This window comes from Bacillus sp. FSL R5-0820 (genome assembly GCF_038593385.1).
GTDB classification, from domain to species: domain Bacteria; phylum Bacillota; class Bacilli; order Bacillales; family Bacillaceae; genus Bacillus; species Bacillus altitudinis.
Map to the genome: position 1 here is coordinate 2,411,024 of NZ_CP151991.1, position 23,987 is coordinate 2,435,010.

Consider the following 23,987-nt stretch of genomic DNA (forward strand, 5'->3'; position numbering starts at 1 on the left):
TCTAATGTCTTTCTATTCTTTGCTGTCCATCAACATGGTGACAGGCCCTGAATTGGTCAATGAGACGTCCATCATCGCCCCGAAACGTCCAGTTTCAACATGGATGCCTTTTTCTCTAAGCGTTTCATTGAAGCATTCGTAAAGTGAATTCGCCATATCCGGTTTGGCAGCTTTCATAAAGTTCGGCCGTCTGCCTTTTCTCGTATCACCATAAAGGGTAAATTGAGATACAGACAGCACGCTTCCTTTTACATCTAACAAAGAATGATTCATTTTCCCGTTTTCATCTTCAAAAATACGCAAGTGTGCGAGCTTTTCAGCTAAGTAATGCACATCTTCTTCTGTGTCTTCATGTGTAACCCCAACGAGCACCATATAGCCTTCATTGATGGCACCTGTGATCTCTTCTTCTACTTTCACAGATGCACTCGTCACACGCTGAACAACAAGCCTCATAGACGATATACTTCCTTTCTAATTCATAAATCGGCGAACTGAGTAAATGTCTTTGATTTGTTTGATGCGTTCGACCACTTTGTGCAAATGGTTAATATTTTGGATAAAGATCGCCATATGGATCGTCGCCACTTTGTTACGATCAGACTTACCAGAAACCGACGAGATGTTCGTTTTGGTTTCGTTGACTGCTTGAAGCACCTCATTAAGTAAGCCGCGTCTGTCATATCCTAATATTTCAATTTCCACATTGTATTCTTTACGGTTTCGAGCAGGCTGTTCATGCTCCCACTCAACCGGGATTAACCGTTCCTGCGCTTCTCCTGTCTTCACGTTCGGACAGTCATCACGGTGAACAGATACGCCACGGCCTTTTGTAATAAAGCCAACAATGCTATCACCAGGAACAGGATTACAACACTTAGATAAACGGACAAGCAAGTTATCAATGCCTTTCACTCGCACGCCAGCTTCCCGTTTTTTCCCGTGATATGGTTTTGACTCTACAGACACTTCTTGAACGGTTTTCTCTTGTTCTTCCTGATCTCTTTGTTTTCTTTCTTTTTCCGTTAAACGATTCGCCACTTGGAGTGCCGTAATTCCGTTATAACCGACAGCTGCATACATGTCCTCTTCATTTGAGAAATTAAATTTATCGGCCACTTTTTGCAGATTTTCAGCGGTCAAAATGTCTTTGACATCGAACTCAAGGTTTTTGATTTCTTTCTCCACAAGTTCTCGGCCTTTTTCGACATTTTCTTCACGGCGCTGTTTCTTGAAAAACTGTCTGATCTTGTGCTTCGCTTGGGAGGTTTGGGCAAGTTTGACCCAATCCTGGCTTGGTCCATAGCTATGCTTAGATGTCAGAATTTCAATAATGTCACCTGTTTTTAGCTTATGATCAAGTGTGACCATTTTACCGTTGACCTTGGCTCCGATTGTTTTATTCCCAATTTCCGAATGAATCCGGTATGAGAAATCAATTGGAACTGAACCAGACGGCAGCTCGATGACGTCACCTTTTGGTGTAAATACAAACACCATATCAGAGAAGAGATCGATTTTTAACGATTCCATAAATTCTTCCGCATCTGTGGATTCATTTTGGAATTCAAGGATTTCTCTAAACCAAGACAGCTTCTTCTGGAAAACGGCTTCTTCCGTCGATTCTGCTGACTCTTTGCCTTCTTTATACGCCCAGTGTGCCGCAATTCCGTATTCCGCAATTTCGTGCATTTCCACTGTACGAATCTGAACTTCAAGCGGGTCCCCTTTTGGACCAATCACCGTTGTATGAAGAGACTGATACATGTTTGGCTTTGGCATCGCAATATAATCCTTAAATCTGCCTGGCATCGGCTTCCAGCATGTATGAATAATACCAAGTACCGCATAGCAGTCTTTAATGCTGTCAACCAAAATACGTACAGCCAGCAAATCATATATTTCATTAAATTGCTTATTTTGCATGACCATTTTTCGATAAATACTATAAATATGTTTCGGTCTGCCGGAGAATTCAGCCTTAATGTTCACTTCAGACACGCGGTCTTTTACTTCATTGACAACCTCGTCCAAGTATTCCTCACGTTCCGCTCGTTTACGCTTCATGAGATTCACAATTCGGTAATATTGCTGCGGATTTAAATAGCGGAGGGCTGTATCTTCAAGCTCCCACTTAATCTTTGAAATCCCTAATCTGTGCGCAAGCGGTGCAAAGATCTCAAGGGTTTCATTTGAAATTCTTCGCTGCTTTTCCTGCGGAAGGTGTTTGAGTGTTCTCATATTGTGAAGACGGTCTGCCAGCTTAATTAAGATGACGCGTATATCCTGCGCCATTGCAACAAACATTTTACGATGGTTTTCAGCCTGTTGTTCTTCTTGTGATTTATATTTAATCTTTCCGAGCTTTGTCACACCATCAACAAGCATGGCTACTTCTTCGTTAAAATGCTCTTTTAAATCTTCTAATGTCACATCCGTGTCTTCGACAACATCATGCAAGAAGCCGCCAGCAATGGTCGAAGGGTCCATTTCAAGATCAACAAGAATTCCCGCCACTTGAATCGGATGGATAATATAGGGCTCACCGGATTTCCGGTATTGCTCCTTGTGAGCATTTTCAGCATATTCGTATGCACGCTCTATAAATTGAATATGTTCAGCGGACAGGTATTCTCTTGCCTTATCAATGACCTGCTGCGCCGTTAAAACTTGTTCGTTCGCCATGGAATCACCTTTTTAAATGAAAACTGTATTGTAGTTTATTATCAAGAAAAATTCGATAGATGTAAAGAGAAGAAGTCCGCTAAAAGATTTTTGATAGGAAAAAAGCACCCTTCTTACTGAGTGCTTTTTGCGTAAAACTCCATTAGTATTGCATTAACGTCAAGATGTCGTAACCGTCAAGCTTCTTTCTGCCATCAAGATACGTCAGCTCAATTAAAAATGCAATCCCTGCCACAACGCCGCCTAATTCCTCAACCAGCTTGATGGATGCTTCAATCGTTCCACCTGTCGCAAGCAAATCATCTGTGATCAGTACACGCTGACCAGGACGAATTGCATCTTTATGAATCGTTAATACATCTTTACCGTATTCCAAACCGTAATCGACTTTGATGACTTCACGAGGAAGCTTTCCTTCTTTACGAACTGGGGCAAAACCTACACCAAGTGCGTATGCTACAGGGCAGCCAATAATGAATCCACGCGCTTCAGGACCAACAATGAGATCAATGTCTCTTTCCTTCGCGTATTCAACGATTTGATCCGTTGCATAACGGTACACTTCGCCTTTATCCATTAACGTTGTAATATCTTTAAATTGTACACCTTCCTTTGGGTAGTCAGGTACAACTGTCACATATTGTTTTAAATCCATCTTTTCCTTTTCCTCCTCGTACGTCAAAGCACAGGTGAGCCTTCGCTCATCATGCTATTCAGCCATTCCTTCAGCTCTTTGGCTGAGGAATATGTTAGTGTTTGATCGAGTTCCATCAATCGTTGTTTTGCTGTATAAGACGATGATGCGGTTAAATCTTTTTTAGGGGCATCACGCACTATTGACAGCACACCATTCTCTATTTTAACAAAACCGAGTTCAAAAAACACCTTTGTCATAAAAATGATTGTATCTTTTGTCCAACCTCTATGTTTGGCAAGCTCCATGCCTTGTTCTTTAATAGGAAAACTTCCCCGTTTGAACAAGAACCCATAAAACCATTTGAATTGATCACGGCTCGGGAATGAAGACATAAAGTGATCTTCTTTCCGCTGAAACACCGTATAAATTCTTGCTGGTTGTTGATTTTCTAAAAGCAGCTTGAGCAAGTGTTCATCGGCAGGAACATCGGCAAAGATCACATACTTTTCCTGCACATCAAACGTGGATACATTTTCTGCATCAATAAGATGAATCGGAATATCCACCAGCTCCGATTGCCTTTTTGTTTCTTCGTCAAAACAGAAGACCATCGTTTTTGCTGGATCAAGTGTTGATACTTTCTTTTCCCAATCTTTTTTCCCGCGTAGATCAAACAGCTGCCATTCATCGACTCTAGCGTCTTTTAGCATGAGCTGGGGTTTCTTTCGGTTATTCCATTCATTAATCGAGACCTCGCCAACGACAGAGATTTGACTCCCTGGGACAAGTTCTTCTTTTAGCTTGCCTTGGTGAAAACCGACACAGTCGAGCAGCTTGTCTTCGTCTTTTAGTGACATTTTAATGTGATTTTGATTGGCCCCGATCGTTCGGATGTCTTCAAGCTGGGCGTCTTCAATCATAATGAACGGCTTAGGATTCTGCATGCCAAACGGGGACAGCAGTCCCACTTCTTCAATGGCTTGCACCGTCATTTCGTCCACTTTACATACTGCATCGACCCGTTGAATTGGAATGAAATCTTCTTCTGTCAACGTTTCATTTGCATATTGATTCAATCTTTCCCTAAGTAAAGGAACATCATCCGCTTGAAGTGTCATTCCTGCTGCCATCGGGTGTCCACCGAAATGCGGCAGGATGTCACGGCACTTGCTCAAATGGAAAAACAAATCAAAGCCAGGAATACTTCGTGCTGACCCTTTCGCCATCTGCGTTTCTTCATCTATTCCCAGCACAATCGCCGGACGAGAAAATGTATCCGTCAATTTTGAGGCAACAATGCCGACAACGCCTGGATTCCAGCCAGCTTTTGCTACGACGATAGCAGACTGGTCAGCACCTGTCTCTTCGACCATTTGAATGGCTTCTTCCGTGATCGTACTCACAATTTTCTGCCGTTCTTTGTTCAATTCTTGTACAAAACGAGCGAGTTCTTCTGCTTCATCCATATCCTCAGTCATGAGAAGATGAACAGCCGGATCTGCCTGCTCAATTCGTCCAACAGCATTCAGCCTTGGCGCAATTTGAAAGCCGACCGTTTCCTCATTTGCTTCTTCAAGAGTGGCGCCTGCTTCTTTTAATAACGCTTTTAACCCAGGCCGTCTAGATTGACGAAGCTGCATCAGACCTTTTTTGGCAAGCCATCTATTTTCATCATGCAGCGGGACAAGATCCGCAATTGTACCGATTGCAGCAAGATCTAATAATTCTACTGGGAGTTTACCGAGGAGTGCATGTGCCACTTTAAACGCAACACCGACACCCGCCAGCTCTTTAAACGGATACTCACACCCAGGCTGCTTAGGATGTACAATCGCAAGTGCCTCAGGCAGTTCCTCGCTTGGTTCATGGTGATCTGTGATGATCAGGTCTAATCCTATTTCTTTTGCAATACGTGCTTCATTTACAGCAGCGATCCCTGTATCCACAGTGATGACAAGCGATGCTCCTTGCTCTTTGATATATCGGAAAGCCTGTTCGTTTGGCCCATATCCTTCTTTAAATCGATCTGGAATATAAAAGTCTACCTTCGCAGATCGTTCTTTAAGTGTATGTAAAAGTACAGATGTACTTGTCACACCATCTGCATCATAATCTCCGAAGATCACAATCGATTCCTGCTCTTCGATCGCTTTGTTGATGCGCTCTACTGCTTCTTTCATTCCTTTTAATAAGAATGGATCATGAAATTCGGCTTTTTGATCAAATAAAAAAGACCTCGCTTCTTCTACTTCTTCGAGCCCTCTTTGTACAAGAAGTGATGCAGTCAGCGCTGAAATATTCAGATTTTCAGAGAGTGATTTCACTTTTTCTTCGCTAGGATGTTCATATTCCCAACGCATTTTGGATAATAACATAAATTCACCCCTCAACCACACCATTATACTAGAGTGGACTGAGGGGTTTCAATTTTTATTTTATGAAATTGTACTGGAAGATTATTTTTCCTTCCGGTCAAAAGACGCTGGCTGTTCTTTTAAAGGTGTGACATTCGTTTTCTTTTGAACGTCTTTGTCCGCCTTTTTATGAGAAGAAGCAGGGCTTGCTTTAGCGGCTGCATGTTCAGCTTTTAATGCTTTTAATTCACGTTTTAGTTTCACAATTTGGAAAATCCCCGCAAAAGCCACAATGAGTCCGCCCATCAGAACAGAACCGATAATGACAAGGATCAGCGGCCATTCAGCCGTTCCAAATAAGTAGTCTACCTGTACAGGCCGCACGTTAATAACAGCAAATACTGAGACAATTAATACGAAAATAAATGCGAGTATGATGGTCCATTGTTGTTTATTCATCTACAAATCCCCCAAGCTTTTTCTTTTATTCTTCCCTCTTTCTTGTCCTTTTTAAACACCGAAAGAACATGGTGGAAGGTTTTCTATCAGCATGGGCGCTTAGCTGCTGAGTTTTTCTTTAATGAGGCTCTTTAATTCTTTTCTTTCTCCAGAGATGACAAGGGTGTCTCCTTCTTCAATCACCGTATCTGGTCCTGGATTTAAAATTTTCTCATGTGATTTTCTTACAATGGCGATGATTGTTACTTGATAGTTTTGGCGAACACTCAGGTCTCCGATCGTCTGGTTAACAGCCGGTGCATTCTTTTCAATCTTAAACCATTCAATGATGAGTTCATCAATGGCCACCTCCACTGTCTCAAGCGCTTTTGGTTTATAGACCATGCCGCCTAAAATAGCCGAGATTTGTCTTGCTTCTTCATCGCTAAGCAAGATACCAGAAATACATTCTTCGTGATCATCTTCTTGAAAATGATACATCTCTCTTCTGCCGTCATCATGTGTGATAATGGCAAGCTTCTCATTATTTCTTGTGATCATTTCGGCTTTGTGACCGATACCTGGCAGTTCAGTTTCCCGAACCTTCATAACAGCCCCTCCAATGAATAAAAGCCAAATGCCCCAAACGGACACTTGCTTTCTATACTGATCTAAACGTATGTCATTATAGCAAAAGACCATTTCAAGATCAATGAAACCCGAAATGTTTTTACATATCATCTTATTGTTGTGACGATGACAAGTATGATGCATGAAAAAAAGACTGCCAAGCTGGCAGTCTTTCGTGTTTAAATATCTTGTTCTGTGTCGATTTTAGCCGGCTTTTTCAGCTCACGACCTTTCCATATCAGCCAAATTTGCGCCGCAATGTAAAGGGATGAATACACCCCTGTTAATAGGCCGACAAGTAAGGCGATGGAGAAGTTTGTAATAGATGCTGAACCGAAAATGAGAAGTGCAATCACCACTACAAGTACGGTAAGCACGGTGTTCACAGAACGCGTAAAGGTTTGCTGTAAACTTAAATTCACAATGTACGATAAATCTTCGATCGTTTTCGGTTTGCGTTTCTTCATTTGCTCACGCACCCTGTCGAAGGTGACAATCGTGTCATTGATTGAGTACCCAATGACCGTGAGTATCGCTGCAATGAAGGTGACATCCACCTCTAAGCGCGTAATGCTAAAGAAGGCAACGATAAAGAATGCGTCGTATAGAAGAGAGACAATCGCTGCAATCGCCATTTTATACTCAAATCGGATAGATACATATAAGATAATCCCGATTGAAGCTATGATGATAGCGTATAATGCGTTACGTGCCAGCTCTTTTCCGACCGTCGGAGACACTGTACTTACGTTAGGCTCCGTTCCATATTTATCTTTGAAATAATCTTTCACTTCAGCAATTTTTTCTTTATTCGGAACACCGACAAATCGAGCTGCTGCTTGATTTTCTTTTTGCCCCGATAACACAACACTGTCTGTCTCAAGGTCTAGCTTTTTAAAATCTTGCTCCACCTGTTCTGTTGACAGTTTATGGTCACTTTGAATATCAACTCTAGTACCACTTGCAAAGTCAATACCTGCATTGAGCTTGAAGATCGACAGCACAATGATTCCAGCAATGGTAATGGCTACCGAGAAAATCATAAAGCCTTTACGTTTGCTGACGAAATCCCATTTATCAAATGGTGTTTTCGGTTCAGTATTTTCAGTTGTTTCATGAATATCAATGATGTCTTTCTGACGAACACCAAACCAGCCTTTTCTGCGGTCGAAATAACGACTTTCTACAAGTAATCCAAGAAGGAATCTTGATAGGAAGACAGCCGTGATAAAGCTTGTCAAAATCGATAGGATAAGCATGGTTGCAAACCCTTTGACAGAGCTTGTTCCAAAGAAGAATAGAACCCCGCCGGCAATAATACTTGTTAAGTTTGCATCAAAGATCGTGGCAAACGATCTGCGGTTACCCGATCTGAAAGCAGAACGGACAGATTTACCGAGCTTGAGCTCTTCTTTAATCCGCTCATACGTAATAATGTTGGCATCGACAGCCATCCCTACCCCAAGAATCAATGCAGCGATTCCAGGCAGTGTCATGACCGCCCCCATCCAGTCAAAGACTTGCAATGTGATATAGATATAAGCTGACAGTGTAATGACAGCAACAAGACCTGGTAATCGGTAATAAAACAGCATGAATAAGAAGATAAATGCGATTCCTACAATTCCTGCAAAGACTGTTTCGTTTAGTGCTTGCTCACCAAACTGTGCACTCACAGATGTTGAATATTTTTCGGTTAATTTTACTGGCAATGCGCCGGCATTTAAAATGCTCGCAAGGTCTTTTGCCTCTTGAACCGTAAAGTTTCCTTCGATTTGTACGTCACTGCTGTTAATTTCTTGGTTTACATTCGGCGCAGATACATACTTATGATTTGATTTAGAGACTTCTTTTTTGAAGGAATCTCCCTTATGATAATCAAGCCAAATGACAAGCTGATTGTTTGGTGCCATCGCCGCTACTTTTTTTGTCACGTCACCAAACTTTTTCGCATCCTTTAGTTTGACCGTCACGATCGGCTCATTCGTTTGATTGAATGTTTGTTTTGCACCATTTTCAACAAGATCAGATCCGTTTAGGAGCTCTTTGTCATTCGTATCTCTGAAAGAAAGCTGTGCTTCAGTCGATAGAATCTCCCGTGCTCTGTTTTGATCTTTTACACCCGCAAGCTGTACGCGAATACGGTTGTTTCCTTCAATCGAAATGTTCGGCTCACTGACGCCAAGCACGTTGGCTCTTCGGTTTAAAGCCTCTACTGTACTGACGAGAACACCATTTGTGATCTTGTCTTCTTTTTTCACTGGGTGTACATCATACAGAACCTCAAATCCACCCTGTAAGTCCAGCCCTAGCGTCATATCTTTCGCAACGGGCTTCGTTAATAAGCCCACACCAGTTCCGATTAACAGAACCACTAAGAAAAACGCAAGTATGCGCCCTTTTTTCATTATGTATTTCCTCCTTAAACACCTGAATCCATTTAGATGGCTTATTTCAACAGTTCGTCCAGCATATTCTTGCCATCTTCACTGTCCAAAAAAGCAGACGTTTTAAACGACTGAACGGTTGCATAGTTCATAAATTCGCCAATTTTCACAGATAAAATATCTGCAACCATTTCATGAATCGGATACTCTTGTTTTTTCTTCCACTTCTTATTCTCTAAGTATGACCATAATTCCTCTAAATCTACATCTTTATAGCCCAAAACGATGAATTCTTCAAGCTTACTGAACAGAAAAGGCTTTAAATGGTCTTTGTATATAGCAGCCGGATGTTGTGTCATTGTGAGGCTCCCCCTTTTCAGTTTTTTATCGAGAGACTTGTCATGCTTGGACGATATACACGCATATCTTATTGTATATGATTCTATGTCGTTTGAGAAGGTAGGTGATCTGTGATTTGACGAAGCAAACGTTTTTAAAAGGGACAATTATTTTAATTTTAGCAGGTTTTATTACAAGAATATTGGGTTTTGTCAATCGAATTGTGATTGCAAGGTTCATTGGTGAAGAAGGCGTAGGGCTTTATATGATGGCAGCGCCTACCTTTTTTCTCGCCGTGACGCTGACACAATTCGGACTTCCTGTTGCGATTAGTAAGCTAGTTGCAGAAGCAGAAGCCCGTGGTGACAAACAGAAAACAAAACGCATTCTAGTGATGTCCCTTGCGATAACAGGAACACTCAGCCTCATTTTCACTCCGCTCTTTTTATGGTTTGCCCCTATTATGGCGGAAAATATGCTGACAGATCCTAGAACGGTCTATCCTCTGCTTGCCATTACACCCGTCGTACCCGTTATTGCGATCTCTAGTGTGTTAAGGGGCTATTTCCAAGGAAGACAGCAAATGAGCCCGCTTGCGATGTCGCAAGTACTAGAACAGGTCGCAAGAATTTCACTCGTGGCAGTATGTACAACAGCGTTCCTGCCTTATGGAATTGAATACGCAGCAGCAGGCGCCATGATTTCATCTGTCATCGGCGAAATGATTTCACTTGCTTACTTACTGATTGCCTTTCGTTATAAAAAGACCATCCGTATCCGAAAACGTTTTTTCAAGGCAATTCATGATGGAAAGGACACGTTTAAGCAGCTCATGAGTATTGCCCTGCCAACAACAGGCAGCCGTTTCATCGGCAATATCTCTTGGTTTTTAGAACCGATTGTCGTCGCGCAAAGCCTCGCGATTGCCGGTTATGCAGCTGTGGAAGCAACAAGGCAGTACGGAGAATTGACGGGACTTGCGCTCACCCTTTTGACACTCCCTAGTTTTATCACGTATTCTCTCTCCACCGCACTAGTTCCAGCGATTAGTGAAGGGATGGAACAGAACAAACGCAAAACGGTCGAATACCGGCTCAAGCAGGCGATGCGCCTTTGTTTATTAAGCGGGGGCATTTCATGTATTATCCTTTTCGTGTATGCAGAAAATTTAACCCTCTTCATGTATGGTTCATCTCATGCCGCTGTCTATGTAAAATTCATGGCGCCCTTCTTTTTGCTCTATTACTTTCAAGGGCCGCTGCAGGCTGTCCTTCAAGCATTAAATTTAGCGGGGGCAGCGATGACCAACAGTTTGATAGGAGCTGTTGTGAAAACAGGCATGATCTTTGTTCTTGCTTCACAGCCTAGCTTTGGCATTATGGGCGCAGCGCTTGCGATACTCATCGGCATCGTTCTTGTCACGTTGCTCCATGCGGCAACTGTCGGTAAAGTGCTGCCTATTCATTTACCATTAAAAGAATATGGACTTTGCGTCCTTGTGATCATCGGCACTGGGGCGGTCAGCTTATGGATGAAACATCAAGCGAGCGGACTCTTTTCCGCACCTTTAGAGCTTGTCATGATGATCGTTTTGACGTGCGTGCTGTATGTCATTCTATTAATCTGCCTTGGGCTAGTGAAACGAGAAGAGCTACGCCGCATCCCGTTTATTGGGAAGCTGCTTTAGCTCATTCTTTCTTGATCACTTCATCTTTCAAATCAATATAAAAATCCTTCTGATTAAAGCTACAGTAAGAGATTTGCTCGATATCATGATAGCCTCTTTTGGCAAGCTCCTTTATCAGCCACTGTTCATCATGGTTGATCTGCTTGAGATGATCATGCTGAACCACACCGTCTGCAATAAGCGGGAGCTCAAGCGCTGCATGTTTGCGCTTGTTTTCTTTTTCAACAACGGCGAGCTTTCCTGAAGGCTCTAAGATGGCATATGAGACGTCCTGGATACTATCGATGTTATTTTCTCTTAATTGAATCAGCAAATCATCAAAATTGTATCGCTGTTTTCTCATCGCACCCTCGTCTATTTTTCCGTTGATGATGAGCAGGGCCGGCTTACCGTCGAGAAAACGACGGACACCTTGGAATTTTAGTGACAAATAGGCAAGGGTGATTTGAATGAAGGTTAACAGCAGGATCGGCCATACTGTATGTAACATGTGATCCTCTACTTCTTCTATGGCGAGCACCGCAATTTCAGCGATCATCATAAAAATAACAAGATCTAAAATACTCAGTTCCCCAATCTCCCTTTTGCCCATTAAACGAAAGATAAACCAAATGAGAAAATATAAAATGATTGTTCTCATGGAGATAATTAAGATGTCCTGCATATGATGTAAACCCTCCTTCTCCACCATAGCTTGTGTCAAAACACTTTATTTATGTAGAAAAGAAAGCCTCGGTTTTTATCACGAGAAACATGTCTATTTTTTCTTCTCCGTGAATACATTTTAGTAAAAGACAAGCTTCGGTCAATTGGAGAGGAGACGAATCACATGCAGGAAACGAAACAAATAGGAAAAGGCATTTTATCTGGCTTAATTGCTATTTTTGTCGTGATGATTGTCACAAGCTTACTTGTATCACTGATGCTTACCTTCACAAGTATGCAGGAATCATCGTTTAAATGGATGATCATGATCTTGTCCTTTGCGGCACTTTTTCTAGGAGGAATGATTTCTGGAGGGAAAGCAAAGGAACGGGGCTGGCTCATTGGCGCCATGACCTCTTTTATCTTTTCACTCACTGTTTTTTTATTTCAATATTTAGGGTTTGGAGAAACCTTTTCACCAGAACAATTCATCTATCATGCAGCCTTTTTGGGAATTTGTATGCTAGGGGGAATGATTGGCGTTAATCTTCGGGGCAAATAAAAAAAGAGCGAATGATATCGCTCTTTTTTTATCGCTATGTATTGGAGGATTAACCTTTGTCAGCTAATTCTCTAATAGCACGTCGGTCGAAAGTTAAACGGTTGTTTTCGCTTGTTTTGATGACCACTTTTGATTCATCAATGTAGTCGATTTCACCGTGTAAACCACCGATTGTGACGATTTTATCGCCTTTTGATAAAGATTGCTGCATCTGACGCACAGCTTTTTGTTGCTTTTGCTGTGGACGGATTAACAAGAAGTAAAGCACAGCAAACATGACAACAATCATAATGATTGAACCCATACCACCATCCATTCTATCTCACCCCTTTCTAAAGCATTGTAAAGCCTTTCGTTTATGCGTTAAAAGTTTTTCGCATTCGGTTTGTTAAAGCCATAACGCTCAAAAAACTCTTCTCTAAAATCACCTAAACGATCCTCACGGATAGCTTCTCTCACTTGCTCCATTAATTTTAACAGAAAATGAAGATTATGATAAGTTGTTAATCGAATTCCGAACGTCTCATTTGTACGGATTAAATGTCTAATATAAGCGCGTGTGTAGTTTTTGCATGTGTAGCAGTCACAGTTTTCATCGATTGGTCTGAAATCTCGCTCATATTTAGCATTTTTCACAACAAGGCGTCCTTCACTTGTCATCAGCGTACCGTTTCTTGCAATTCGCGTTGGCAGTACACAGTCAAACATATCGACACCGCGGATCGCACCGTCAATTAATGAATCTGGCGAGCCTACACCCATTAAGTACCTTGGCTTGTCTGCCGGTAAATATGGCGTTGTAAACTCCAGCACACGGTTCATCACATCTTTTGGTTCACCAACAGATAAACCTCCAATGGCGTAGCCTGGGAAATCAAGTGAAACAAGATCTTTTGCACTTTGTTTACGAAGCTCTTCGTATTCTCCGCCCTGCACAATGCCAAACAGCCCTTGATCCTCTGGACGCTGGTGCGCTGTTAAGCAGCGCTCTGCCCATCTGCTTGTCCGCTCTACAGAACGTTTCATATAATCGTACTCTGCTGGATACGGAGGGCATTCGTCAAATGCCATCATAATATCTGAGCCGAGCGCATTTTGAATTTCCATCGCTTTTTCAGGAGAAAGGAACAACTTATCTCCATTTAAGTGATTACGGAAGTGAACGCCTTCTTCTTCAATTTTTCTAAATTCACTCAAAGAAAACACTTGGAAACCGCCTGAATCTGTTAGAATCGCTCGATCCCAGTTCATAAATTTGTGCAGGCCGCCTGCTTCTTTGACAATGTCATGCCCCGGGCGCAGCCATAAATGATACGTATTGCTTAAAATGATGCCTGCTTCCATTGCTTTTAACTCTTCAGGCGCCATTGTTTTGACTGTAGCCAGTGTACCAACTGGCATAAATACAGGTGTTTCAAAGGAGCCGTGCGGTGTATGAACGCGTCCAAGACGTGCACCTGTTTGTTTGCATGATTTAATGAACTCATAACGTATCGGTAATTGCGACAAAAATGAGCCCTCCTGTCTTTGTTGTATAATGTTATTGAATCAGCATGGCATCGCCAAAACTGAAGAATCGATATTCCTCTTTTACAGCCTCATTGTACGCTTTTAGGACGTGTTCTCGTCCAGCTAATGCACTGACAAGCATAATTAAAGACGATTTTGGCAGGTGGAAATTCGTGATCATGCCATCAATTGCCTTAAATGTATAGCCTGGATAAATAAAAATCGACGTCCATCCGCTTGACGCTTTGAATTCACCATCATAAGCACTTGCAATGGTTTCAAGCGTTCTTGTCGAAGTTGTTCCGACTGAAATAATTCGCCCGCCTTCTTTGCGCACTCGATTAAGCTCTTCTGCCGTTTCTTCATTCATTTCGTAAAACTCTGCGTGCATTTCATGTTCTTCAATGCGTTCAGCACTGACCGGTCGAAATGTGCCAAGCCCAACATGGAGCGTAATAAATGCAATATGCACTCCTTTTGCTTTAAGAGCATCTAGCAGTTCATTTGTAAAGTGAAGACCGGCAGTAGGCGCAGCAGCGGAACCAACCTCTTTGGAATAGACGGTTTGATAACGCTCACGATCGTCAAGCTGCTCTTTAATGTACGGAGGCAGCGGCATTTCACCTAAGGATTCAAGTACTTCATAAAAAATGCCTGTATACTGAAACTCAACTTTTCTTCCGCCATGTTCCAGTTCTTCTGTACATACCGCTTTTAATCGTCCATCACCAAATGTAATGACTGTTCCGTTTTTCACACGTTTTGCTGGTTTCACGAGCGTTTCCCATTTGTCTCCTTCTTCTTGTTTCAAAAGAAGCAGCTCCACTTTAGCACCCGTATCCTCTTTCGTTCCAAACAGACGTGCAGGCAATACACGTGTATTGTTTAAAACGAGACAATCACCCTTTTGAAAGTAATCTGTGATTTGCGAGAATGTATCATGTGTGATGTCACCTGTTTGTTTATTTAAGACCATCAGTCTTGATGCATCTCGTTTTTCAAGCGGCACTTGTGCAATCAATCTTTCTGGTAAATCAAAATCAAATAGTTCTAACTTCATTTCCTTCACCTATTCTGTAGTTAACTAGTTAACGTTATTTCATCCGTCCGAAGACATTGAGTAAAATGGTTAGGACGATGCTAATGACAATGCATGTAATCACAGGAAAAAAGAACGTTACGTTCCCTTTTTTCACGAAAATATCGCCTGGAAGTTTCCCAACCAATTGAAACACTAAACCTGCGGCAAAAAGGACACCACCTAAAATCATCAACATTTTAGGGAATTCAGTCACGAATCGGAACCTCCATATGAAAATGTTCATACGCTTCTCTTGTGACGACCCGCCCTCTTGGTGTTCTTTGCAGAAAACCAATTTGCAGTAAATACGGTTCGTACACATCTTCAATCGTATGTGATTCTTCTCCAATTGTCGCTGAGATCGTATCAAGTCCAACAGGACCGCCTCTAAATTTTTCAATCATACTTAAAAGCAGCTTATGATCGATATGATCAAGTCCGAGTCTGTCAACTTGCAGACGCTCAAGAGCATCTTCTGCAATGTCTTGTGTGATCGCATGATTTCCAAGCACCTGCGCAAAATCTCTTACTCTTCTGAGCAGACGATTGGCGACCCTCGGTGTGCCTCTAGATCTTCTTGCAATCTCTTCAGCTGAACGAATGTCGATCCCAATCTCAAACAGCTCGGCTGTTCTTGCTACAATGTGAGCCAAATCTCTTTGCTCATAGTATTCCAATCTTGCATGAACCCCAAACCTATCACGAAGCGGCGCTGTTAAAAGCCCAACACGGGTTGTAGCACCTACAAGCGTAAATGGCGGTAAATCAAGCCGCACAGAGCGTGCTGTATCTCCTTTTCCAATCACGATATCTAGACAAAAGTCCTCCATCGCTGGATATAGCACTTCCTCTATTGAACGCTGCAAGCGATGAATTTCATCAATAAACAGAACATCGCCAGGTTCAAGAGATGTTAAGATCGCCGCCAAGTCGCCAGGGCGTTCAATCGCTGGTCCAGACGTTGTACGCAGCTGAACATTCATTTCATTGGCAATGATCGACGCAAGCGTTGTTTTTCCAAGTCCCGGCGGTCCATATAAAAGAACGTGATCCAGCGTTTCCTGCCTCATTCGGGCAGCTTCAATAAATACGCTGAGATTATCCTTTACTTTCTGCTGGCCAATATATTGACTAAGCGTCTGTGGACGCAGACTTTGCTCAATGGCTGATTCATGGTTGTCTGCTTCAGTTGAGACGAGCCGTTCATCCATGAGACATCACCCTATTTCAACATTTTTTGTAAAGCTTTTTTCACATATTGATCGGTTGTAAGATTCTTCTCTTCTTTTAATAAAGGAAGAACCTTTTTGATTTCACGATCACCATACCCAAGGACACTTAAGGCTTCAACCGCTTCATCTAAAGCGCTTTGCTGCGTTTCAATCTGGATATGATCCTCGTGGTTAAATAAGTTTCCTATCATTTCAGGCACCACATCTGCGAGCTTCCCTTTCAGATCTAGAATGATCTGACGTGCTGTTTTTTTGCCAACACCCGGGAATTTAATGAGGAAAGCTTCATCCTCTCGTTCGATCGCTGAAATGACAGCGCCAGGGTCACCGGAAGCAAGAATCGCAAGCGCACCCTTCGGTCCAATGCCTGTGACATTTAACAGTTTTGTGAACAACGCTTTTTCTTCTCGTGTTTGGAATCCATATAACGAAAAAGCGTCTTCCTTTATGTAATGATACGTATAAATCGTTTCTTGTTTTGTTACTCGATAGATAAACGGATTTGGGGTATAGACTTGATATCCCACTCCGCCGTTTTCAATGACAACATATTGCGGGCACACATAATCAATGGTCCCTTTTACAAACTCAATCACCGTTTTCACCTCTTTGACTGTTCTCCATTGTAACATAAATCGAAGAGAAAACCGTAATAAAAGTTAACATACGTTCGCTCAGCCTTTTTTCATCGTCAACCCATGAAAAAGAGCTTGCGGTCTTCACACCAGCAAGCTGTCATACGATTAAAACGATTGTTCATTTCGGTAAGGTTTCATGACTTCAAGCACATGCTCAAATTCATCTTTTGTTCGAAACGGAATGCCTTGTGCAAGCTGCTGCTCTACATGACTTTCCAAGCGGGACGTATCAATTTGAAAAAAGAGATGAATAGGCTCCGCCCACCCGTCAGGCCTTCCATGAAACGTAGAAATCACGCCGTCTTCTGATAATCCGATATATCCATTTGCTTTACTCAAAGGCGATATATCGTCAATTTGCTTTCTAAAAAGGGCAAAATCCTCTCGCTGTTCTACCAATGTCCAGCCCTTATACTGGGCCCAAAATGTGTCTTTGTCTTCTAATGATGCCCGCTGTCTTTCAATACTTACATCGCCGTCTAGATAGACCTTTTCAAGCTGAACGTTGATGGTTTTTGACTCTTTTTGCAAGTGTTCTGCTGCTTCCATATCAACAGCGAAAAAGAGTACACTTGTCATGATAAGTCCTGTAACGAAATACTTTATTTTCACTTTCACTATTTACACCTCTTTAGAACATAAGATCGATGCATGACATATGTAGTTTGACCCATTTTGCTCCACATTAACCAAATCGATGTCTTGACACATATTGAGCGTCTTTCGTTGTATCCTTCGTGCGTAAATGTTATGTTTTATACAATCCATTGCTCTACCGAATCACATGGTTTTTTCATCATTCGTTTTTCAGCCGCATAAACTGAAACCAAAGAAGGTGAAGTCAATGTCAGATGTCAAAAGATTAGCCGAATCGATTCAGTATCAAGAAGAAAAGCGTTTTAATAAGCTCGTCTTTAAACCGGCTGAGCTTGAGCTGTGCGGCAAAGGAAGAAGTGCCTATGTATTTTCATACAAAAAAGACGGCAAGAAAATGGCGTTAAAAGTCTTTTTTCCTTCTTATCGAAACATCGCCCGCAAAGAGGCTGCAATTTATGAAAAACTTTCCGGCTCCTCCTATTATCCTGAGATTTACGAGTCTGGGGATCAATATATTTTAATGGAATATATTAAAGGTTATACTTTCTATGAATGCCTGACAAAAGGAATTCCGATCAAAAAACAAATGATTGAACAAGTAGATGATGCGCTAGAAGAAGCACGCGCGAAAGGTTTAAATCCTTCTGATATTCATCTGCGAAATTTAATTTTAACAAAGGATGGCCGCGTCAGGGTCATTGACGTCGCCCGCTTCACGCAAACGAAAACATGTCATCAATGGGATGATTTAAAAGCTGCATACGCCTATTATCAAAAACCTTTTTTCCCGAAAAAAGCGCCGCGTCTATGGCTTGAAGTGATTGCCTATTTGTATAAGAAAAACTGGCTGTCTCGAGGTCAGCTGAACAATCGAAATGATTTTACTGCATAATGAAAGCCGCTCGAAAAGAGCGGCTTTCAGATTGTTGACAAAGGGCTAAAATGAACTTTATTTTAGCCCTTTGTCTTCTTTTCAGCGTGATAGAAAACCTTTGAATTCTAGGAAGGACGAGTACCGGCGCGGAGCGAATTTGACATTCGTGAGCACCGGCACGCAGGACTGACACCGAATGCGAGGGTTTGTCTACACGCTGAAAGCCGCTCTTTTCGAGCGGCTTTTCGTTTTATTCTGTTTCTACATGGATACTATTCACATTTAATAGGTTAATGATTTCATTATTCAGCTTAAACCAATGATTGGCTTCCTCAATTTTTTTATACACATCATAGGTAGCTGGACGTTTCAGCTCGAAATCGAGCACTTCCCCATTGTTCATATGAAATGTTACCTTAAATACTTTCATCATAAGATCACCTTCCACTCTGTCTTGTTCACTAACCTGATCGGTCAGCTCTTTTCATTCATTCTCTATTCAATCCGTTTCCCCTGCTTCTTTCCTTCTAAACACAAGAAGTTTAAATTTTGTTTAAATTCGCACAACATATCTATCTATATACTCTTCAAAAGAAGTATATTGAATGAAAAGGAGGCTGCCTTTATGAAACAAAAGAAAAAACGAACATCTCCAGAGAGACAAACAGTCCTGTTTCATTTAACAGATGCCCTCATCCCAAGTATTGAAACGATGGCGATTGCAGTTAGAGCATTTTTGCACCTCGTGAGAAAAGCCATTTCAGCCGTTTTATAAAAACCCCGCACTAGAGGAGTGCGAGGTTTTTTTTAGGATTGGTAGATTTGACTTCCTTGACTGATAAACTCTTTTGCCTTCTTCTCCATCTCTCTTTTCACTTCTTCTGATTGGTTGCGGATGTCATGAGATATTTTCATACTGCAAAACTTTGGTCCACACATGGAACAGAAGTGAGCAGTTTTAGCACCTTCAGCAGGCAATGTTTCATCATGGAATGCCAGCGCACGTTCTGGGTCAAGAGACAGATGAAATTGATCCCGCCATCTGAATTCAAATCTCGCTTTCGATAAGGCATCATCACGCTTTTGAGCAGCAGGATGTCCTTTTGCTACATCAGCTGCATGTGCGGCAATTTTATAAGCGATGACGCCTTCTCTTACATCTTCTTTGTTCGGCAGACCTAAATGCTCTTTTGGTGTCACATAGCACAGCATGGCTGTTCCGTACCAGCCGATCATCGCCGCACCGATCGCGGATGTAATATGATCATATCCCGGTGCAATATCTGTTGTTAGAGGGCCTAACGTATAAAAAGGTGCCTCTTTGCATATCTCCATCTGCTTATCGACATTCTCTTTGATTTTATCCATTGGAACATGACCAGGTCCTTCAATCATGACCTGTACATCATGTTTCCAAGCGATCTCTGTCAATTCCCCTAACGTTTCCAGCTCTGCAAACTGCGCTTCGTCATTTGCGTCCGCAATGGATCCAGGTCTGAGCCCGTCCCCAAGCGAAAAGGCAATGTCATATGTTTTCATGATTTCACAAATTTCTTCAAAATGGGTATACAGAAAGTTCTCTTGATGATGAGCGAGACACCATCTTGCCATAATGGCTCCGCCTCTTGAAACAATTCCAGTGACCCGGTCGACTGTGAGCGGAATATACCTTAACAGGACGCCCGCATGAATGGTGAAGTAGTCAACCCCTTGCTCTGCCTGTTCAATTAATGTGTCTCGGTATACTTCCCACGTCAAATTTTCTGCGATTCCATTCACTTTTTCAAGTGCCTGATAAATTGGGACAGTTCCTACTGGGACTGGGCAATTGCGGATAATCCATTCTCTCGTTGTATGAATGTCCTTTCCTGTAGACAGGTCCATCATCGTATCTGCCCCCCATCTAATTGCCCATGTCATCTTCTCCACCTCTTCTTCAATGGACGATGTCACAGCTGAATTGCCAATATTCGCATTAATTTTCACGTGAAAATTCTTTCCGATGATCATCGGCTCACTTTCAGGATGGTTGATATTCGCTGGAATGACCGCTCTCCCACTAGCCACTTCCTCTCTAACAAACTCAGGACTTAGCTGTTCTCTCAAAGCGATAAACTCCATTTCAGGCGTAATGATGCCCTTTTTTGCATAATGCATTTGCGTCACACAAGCACCTTGTTTCCCGCGGAGCGGCACATGATGAAATTCTGTATGGGCAGCTTGAAAGGATTCTTTCCCGTTCAAGCGATATCCATTATCTTCTGGCTTTACTTGACGCCCTTCATAGCTTTCAGTATCTTCTCTTTCTTTAATCCATTCTGATCTCAGGCGCTTTAATCCCTTTGTGACATCAATATGAGCCTCCTCATCTGTATACGGTCCACTTGTATCATACACACGAATCGGTTCATTTGGGATATCACCTGCTTGTGTCACTGTATTTGTGAGCACAATTTCTCTTTTTGGCACCAAAATGTCAGGTCTTGAGCCTTGTTCATATACCTTTCGACTGCCTTCAAAGTTTGATAATAAAGATTGCGTTGATGGAACATTTGTCTTTTCATTCATTTGCTGTTCTCTCCTTCTTTTCGTGTCACCGGACAGGATGGAATCAGCACCAGCAAAAAACCAGATTCTATGTAAAGAACCTGGTTTCGTCGTCAGAAAAAAACATGTATGCCATTCATATGGCACATGTATCATCTTCAACTTCCCCACGCTGGTACGAGCCAGATCAGGTCCAAAGGGTTAAGAAGCTTGTCTTCTCTCTCAGCCCGCATTTCCGGGCACCCCTAGTCACTTATATTGATTTCCACAACAGTGTAGCATAGCTGAGAAATGAAAAAAAGAAGTTTCAGGAAAATAGTTCCTTTCCCCTACAATGAATACACGCTCTTCACGATATACATCTTTCTATACACGATCTATCTCTCTCATTTCGATTAAATCAGAAATAATCATTGATCCTTTTCTCCTAATATGTATAATTAATCTAAACGGAGAATTTTTATACAAACATGATTCAAAGGAAGTTCTAGTCGATTGCAAACATTTCTTACATTTATCGTCGTTGGATTCTCAATTGCTCTACCTGTTGGAGCGATCACGGTTGAAATGACAAAGCAGGGATTAAAAAACGGATTCTTTCATGGATTAACTGTAGGCGCTGGTGGTATGACCATCGATATATTGCTCATCTTGGCTTTATATGCTGGATTTGCTCAATTTTTATCTTTGCCCTTTATCCAAATTCCTCTCTGGCTGATCGGTGCCATCTTTTTAATGATTCTTGCCTACGATTCGATTAAAAATGCGGATCAAGACATCCATTTAGCAGGAGAAAAAGTGAATAAATCATTCGCTAAAACATACCGAAATGGGCTGCTCGTCGCGGTATCACCTGGAAACCTTGTGTTCTGGGTATCTGTGTTTGGTGCTGTACTGGCAGATGCTTATACGAATACAAATTCATCTGAATTTATATTGGCTGCTGCGGGTATTTTGGCAGGGATTCTTCTTCATGACATCGGTCTTCTCACGATTGTTTCCCTAACAAGAAAAGTGATGAATCGAACAATGATCAAGTGGACATCCATTATTGCCGGTATTTTATTACTTGGATTTGGCTGTTATTTCTTTTATGAATTTTATATCGGGATCAAAGTTTATTTTTAAAGAAAGGCTAAAGTTCGTCATGAACTTTAGCCTTTTTTATTCCCGCCTAGCGGGTCATGCCTGTCTGACCTGTTTCAAATTGCGTTTTTCTCATATCTCTGAAGCGTGTAAATGCGCCTTCGTCTTTAATGACTTGGACAGCTCTTCCATCTGCATAACGAGTCGCTGCTTCTTCTACTTGTGATACACCCTCTGATGTCAAGCGCCCATCTGTTTTAAGAGCAATATACACATTTTCATCCGTCACCATGACTTGTGAGTCTGTCACATGGTTCATTTTGTTCACTCGGTTGGCGATTTTTCTTGAACGCTGGATGTTCTCTTGTTTATCGTAGCCAGAGAACGACATTTGGTTATGATAGTTCATATCTCCATGACTGTAGCGTCCATCTCCACCAGTAAGCGGCATTCTCACTTGATCCTGTGTAGGGCGTGAACGATAATCAACATTCGTTGTATTTCTTCCGTTCATTCCCTCCATAAGCTCAGAAACCGGTCCTTGATGATCTTGGTTGTTGTCTGTTGCCTGTTGATTGGAGTGGTATCCAACTGGCTGGCCTGATTGATTATGACGTGTATCTACACCCGCATTGTTATTTGTACCACATGCCGTTAATCCAATAGGTAGAAGCACTAAGGCGATTGTTTTTTGCCATTTTTGTCTCAAACGAAAAACCCCCTGTACAAATTGAATCTCATGAGCGCAAAACAGGCTCTGTTTTAGCATGTACAGTTGAGGACAAAAACAAGCTGTCAGTTATAAACAAAAAAAGGAACGATTGAGATCGTCCCTTGTGTCATTAATCTTCTTCGTCTTCTTCTGGTCTTGCAAAGACAGATGGGTTTTGATAAGGCTGCTGCATATAAGGCTGAGCTGGATAAGCACCCATTTGACCATATGGAACAGGGTTTGGATAATGTCCAGGCCATGGCTGATGATGCTTCATACCATCATCGCATCCGCAGTCTTCCTTGCCATATGCTTCATTTGGAGCGTTTGGATAAAAGCCTTGATTGGCATTGGCATTGGCATTCGCATTCGCATTCGCTCCTGCATTTGGATGCATATGGTGGTGCCAGTGATGCCCATCGTTTGCATGATGCTCGTGATTTTCACCGTAATAAGCTGGTGCTTGATACGCAGGGTAATACGGCTGAGCCGCCGGGTAAGGGTACGGCATCATGTGATGGTGATAATACGGCTGTACCGGATAACAAAGGCCTGATCCCGGTAAAATAGGAGAAGCGGGTACCATTTGCTGCGGATATGGATACATTGCTGGCATGTAATGACCATAACCATAATAAGGATCATATGATTCTTGATGATGGTGGTGATGCTCTTTATTTTCAGCCATGCCCCCTACTGCTGCCCCTCCAACATTCGGCATTTGCGGGAAATTAGGAAGGTTTGGGTAATTACTATGCTCCATATCTTTTCCCTCCTCTTTTTGATGTGGGATATGAATGAATGGATCATATCCCTTTGCCACTTCATCTTTGAAATGATCCTTATTTTCATGATGAAAATGGTCCTTGTGATCTTTATGATCCTTTTTCTCATGAACATGATCTTTCTTTTCATAAACGTGATCTTTTTTCTCATGATGTTCTTTTTTGGGAGGAGGCGTGAATGGCTGGTAGAGATTCGTCTGATAATAGTTTACATCAACTTGTGGAAAAACTGGCTGTTCAATCTTTGGTACTGGTGGCACATAAGGTACCGGTTCATTCGGCTTTTCCTTCGGCTTCGTATCTTGAACTTGCACGACATCCTTTGGCTTTTCTTTTACATACGGGTGTTCTTTTGCTTTTGGCATTTCTTTTGCTTTGTGATGATCGGTTTTGACAGGAACACCACTAGATGGAATTTTGATTTTCATTCCTGGCATAATCAAATCTGGATTACTGAGCTGCGAATTTAATTTTTTCAATTCTTGAAAGTCGACTCCGTACTTCTTTGAAATTTTCCAAAGGGAGTCTCCTTTTTGCACAATATGAATTTTCAACGTTTTCC

25 protein-coding genes and 1 riboswitch are annotated in these 23,987 nt (G+C 41.9%); of the genes, 5 read left to right on the forward strand and 20 right to left on the reverse strand.

Annotated elements, in window-relative coordinates:
• Positions 1-12: 12 nt before the first annotated feature.
• From dtd to NST15_RS12500, 8 genes are all read right to left on the reverse strand, one after another.
• On the reverse strand, positions 13-456 hold the full coding sequence (gene dtd, locus NST15_RS12465; protein ID WP_017358114.1) for a D-aminoacyl-tRNA deacylase: 444 nt from the start codon (positions 454-456) through the stop codon (positions 13-15).
• Positions 457-474: 18 nt separating this feature from the next.
• Positions 475-2,685 (reverse strand): bifunctional (p)ppGpp synthetase/guanosine-3',5'-bis(diphosphate) 3'-pyrophosphohydrolase, encoded by a 2,211-nt coding sequence (locus NST15_RS12470; RefSeq protein WP_008342726.1) that lies wholly within the window; start codon positions 2,683-2,685, stop codon positions 475-477.
• 142 nt (positions 2,686-2,827) lie between these two features.
• Entirely contained in the window at positions 2,828-3,340 is a 513-nt protein-coding gene (locus tag NST15_RS12475; RefSeq protein ID WP_008342729.1) for an adenine phosphoribosyltransferase, read from the reverse strand.
• A gap of 23 nt (positions 3,341-3,363) precedes the next feature.
• On the reverse strand, positions 3,364-5,697 hold the full coding sequence (gene recJ, locus NST15_RS12480) for a single-stranded-DNA-specific exonuclease RecJ (protein WP_342498564.1): 2,334 nt from the start codon (positions 5,695-5,697) through the stop codon (positions 3,364-3,366).
• Positions 5,698-5,778: 81 nt separating this feature from the next.
• Positions 5,779-6,135 carry a lipopolysaccharide assembly LapA domain-containing protein gene (locus NST15_RS12485; protein WP_342498565.1) on the reverse strand — a complete coding sequence of 119 codons (357 nt, stop codon included), beginning with the start codon at positions 6,133-6,135 and terminating at the stop codon, positions 5,779-5,781.
• A 99-nt stretch (positions 6,136-6,234) separates the two neighbouring features.
• Complete coding sequence (locus NST15_RS12490; protein ID WP_342498566.1) at positions 6,235-6,723, reverse strand: cation:proton antiporter regulatory subunit; 489 nt, start codon at positions 6,721-6,723, stop codon at positions 6,235-6,237.
• Between the two features lie 200 nt (positions 6,724-6,923).
• Complete coding sequence (gene secDF, locus NST15_RS12495; RefSeq protein WP_045034111.1) at positions 6,924-9,152, reverse strand: protein translocase subunit SecDF; 2,229 nt, start codon at positions 9,150-9,152, stop codon at positions 6,924-6,926.
• A 41-nt stretch (positions 9,153-9,193) separates the two neighbouring features.
• Positions 9,194-9,490 carry a post-transcriptional regulator gene (locus NST15_RS12500; protein ID WP_003216788.1) on the reverse strand — a complete coding sequence of 99 codons (297 nt, stop codon included), beginning with the start codon at positions 9,488-9,490 and terminating at the stop codon, positions 9,194-9,196.
• Positions 9,491-9,606: 116 nt separating this feature from the next.
• On the opposite strand from NST15_RS12500, the gene spoVB reads away from it, so the two are divergent.
• The gene (gene spoVB / locus NST15_RS12505) at positions 9,607-11,157 is read left to right on the forward strand and encodes a stage V sporulation protein B (RefSeq protein WP_008342741.1); all 1,551 of its coding nucleotides are present in this window, start codon (positions 9,607-9,609) and stop codon (positions 11,155-11,157) included.
• Position 11,158: 1 nt separating this feature from the next.
• Here the strand turns inward: spoVB and NST15_RS12510 are convergent, their stop codons facing one another.
• Positions 11,159-11,821, reverse strand: coding sequence for a DUF421 domain-containing protein (locus NST15_RS12510; RefSeq protein ID WP_017358120.1), 663 nt, complete (start codon positions 11,819-11,821; stop codon positions 11,159-11,161).
• Positions 11,822-11,986: 165 nt separating this feature from the next.
• Between NST15_RS12510 and NST15_RS12515 the strand changes: the two genes are divergently transcribed.
• Positions 11,987-12,364, forward strand: coding sequence for a TIGR04086 family membrane protein (locus tag NST15_RS12515; RefSeq protein WP_007501492.1), 378 nt, complete (start codon positions 11,987-11,989; stop codon positions 12,362-12,364).
• Positions 12,365-12,413: 49 nt separating this feature from the next.
• On the opposite strand, the gene yajC is transcribed toward NST15_RS12515, so the two are convergent.
• The 7 genes from yajC to NST15_RS12550 all read right to left on the reverse strand — a co-directional run bounded on the left by yajC (position 12,414) and on the right by NST15_RS12550 (position 17,442).
• The gene (gene yajC, locus NST15_RS12520; RefSeq protein WP_003216659.1) at positions 12,414-12,680 is read right to left on the reverse strand and encodes a preprotein translocase subunit YajC; all 267 of its coding nucleotides are present in this window, start codon (positions 12,678-12,680) and stop codon (positions 12,414-12,416) included.
• Positions 12,681-12,727: 47 nt separating this feature from the next.
• A complete protein-coding gene (gene tgt, locus NST15_RS12525; protein WP_007501495.1) occupies positions 12,728-13,873 on the reverse strand; it encodes a tRNA guanosine(34) transglycosylase Tgt in 1,146 nt (381 codons plus the stop codon).
• Positions 13,874-13,904: 31 nt separating this feature from the next.
• Positions 13,905-14,933, reverse strand: a complete 1,029-nt coding sequence (gene queA / locus NST15_RS12530; protein ID WP_007501498.1) for a tRNA preQ1(34) S-adenosylmethionine ribosyltransferase-isomerase QueA — start codon at positions 14,931-14,933, stop codon at positions 13,905-13,907.
• Between the two features lie 34 nt (positions 14,934-14,967).
• The gene (locus NST15_RS12535; protein ID WP_008342752.1) at positions 14,968-15,168 is read right to left on the reverse strand and encodes a DUF2905 domain-containing protein; all 201 of its coding nucleotides are present in this window, start codon (positions 15,166-15,168) and stop codon (positions 14,968-14,970) included.
• The gene (gene ruvB, locus NST15_RS12540) at positions 15,161-16,165 is read right to left on the reverse strand and encodes a Holliday junction branch migration DNA helicase RuvB (RefSeq protein WP_007501501.1); all 1,005 of its coding nucleotides are present in this window, start codon (positions 16,163-16,165) and stop codon (positions 15,161-15,163) included. The genes NST15_RS12535 and ruvB overlap by 8 nt, the downstream gene beginning before the upstream one ends.
• Before the next feature lie 11 nt (positions 16,166-16,176).
• Positions 16,177-16,782 (reverse strand): Holliday junction branch migration protein RuvA, encoded by a 606-nt coding sequence (ruvA, locus tag NST15_RS12545; RefSeq protein ID WP_017358123.1) that lies wholly within the window; start codon positions 16,780-16,782, stop codon positions 16,177-16,179.
• 147 nt (positions 16,783-16,929) lie between these two features.
• Positions 16,930-17,442 carry an intercompartmental signaling factor BofC gene (locus NST15_RS12550; RefSeq protein ID WP_008342756.1) on the reverse strand — a complete coding sequence of 171 codons (513 nt, stop codon included), beginning with the start codon at positions 17,440-17,442 and terminating at the stop codon, positions 16,930-16,932.
• Positions 17,443-17,668: 226 nt separating this feature from the next.
• Here NST15_RS12550 and NST15_RS12555 point away from each other — a divergent pair, with 226 nt between their 5' ends.
• The gene (locus tag NST15_RS12555) at positions 17,669-18,313 is read left to right on the forward strand and encodes a serine/threonine protein kinase (RefSeq protein ID WP_017367714.1); all 645 of its coding nucleotides are present in this window, start codon (positions 17,669-17,671) and stop codon (positions 18,311-18,313) included.
• 232 nt (positions 18,314-18,545) lie between these two features.
• Here the strand turns inward: NST15_RS12555 and NST15_RS12560 are convergent, their stop codons facing one another.
• On the reverse strand, positions 18,546-18,728 hold the full coding sequence (locus tag NST15_RS12560) for a hypothetical protein (protein WP_008342761.1): 183 nt from the start codon (positions 18,726-18,728) through the stop codon (positions 18,546-18,548).
• 192 nt (positions 18,729-18,920) lie between these two features.
• Between NST15_RS12560 and NST15_RS12565 the strand changes: the two genes are divergently transcribed.
• Positions 18,921-19,070 (forward strand): hypothetical protein, encoded by a 150-nt coding sequence (locus NST15_RS12565; RefSeq protein WP_008342763.1) that lies wholly within the window; start codon positions 18,921-18,923, stop codon positions 19,068-19,070.
• Between the two features lie 32 nt (positions 19,071-19,102).
• On the opposite strand, the gene thiC is transcribed toward NST15_RS12565, so the two are convergent.
• The gene (gene thiC, locus NST15_RS12570; protein WP_057079805.1) at positions 19,103-20,863 is read right to left on the reverse strand and encodes a phosphomethylpyrimidine synthase ThiC; all 1,761 of its coding nucleotides are present in this window, start codon (positions 20,861-20,863) and stop codon (positions 19,103-19,105) included.
• Between the two features lie 126 nt (positions 20,864-20,989).
• A riboswitch (TPP riboswitch) is annotated at positions 20,990-21,099 on the reverse strand.
• Between the two features lie 238 nt (positions 21,100-21,337).
• On the opposite strand from thiC, the gene NST15_RS12575 reads away from it, so the two are divergent.
• Entirely contained in the window at positions 21,338-21,970 is a 633-nt protein-coding gene (locus tag NST15_RS12575) for a LysE family transporter (protein ID WP_008342767.1), read from the forward strand.
• 46 nt (positions 21,971-22,016) lie between these two features.
• Here NST15_RS12575 and NST15_RS12580 read toward each other — a convergent pair whose 3' ends face one another.
• Both NST15_RS12580 and safA read right to left on the reverse strand, forming a co-directional pair.
• Positions 22,017-22,637, reverse strand: a complete 621-nt coding sequence (locus NST15_RS12580) for a YhcN/YlaJ family sporulation lipoprotein (RefSeq protein ID WP_017367717.1) — start codon at positions 22,635-22,637, stop codon at positions 22,017-22,019.
• A 133-nt stretch (positions 22,638-22,770) separates the two neighbouring features.
• On the reverse strand, positions 22,771-23,979 hold the full coding sequence (gene safA, locus NST15_RS12585; RefSeq protein WP_342498567.1) for a SafA/ExsA family spore coat assembly protein: 1,209 nt from the start codon (positions 23,977-23,979) through the stop codon (positions 22,771-22,773).
• Positions 23,980-23,987 lie beyond the last annotated feature (8 nt).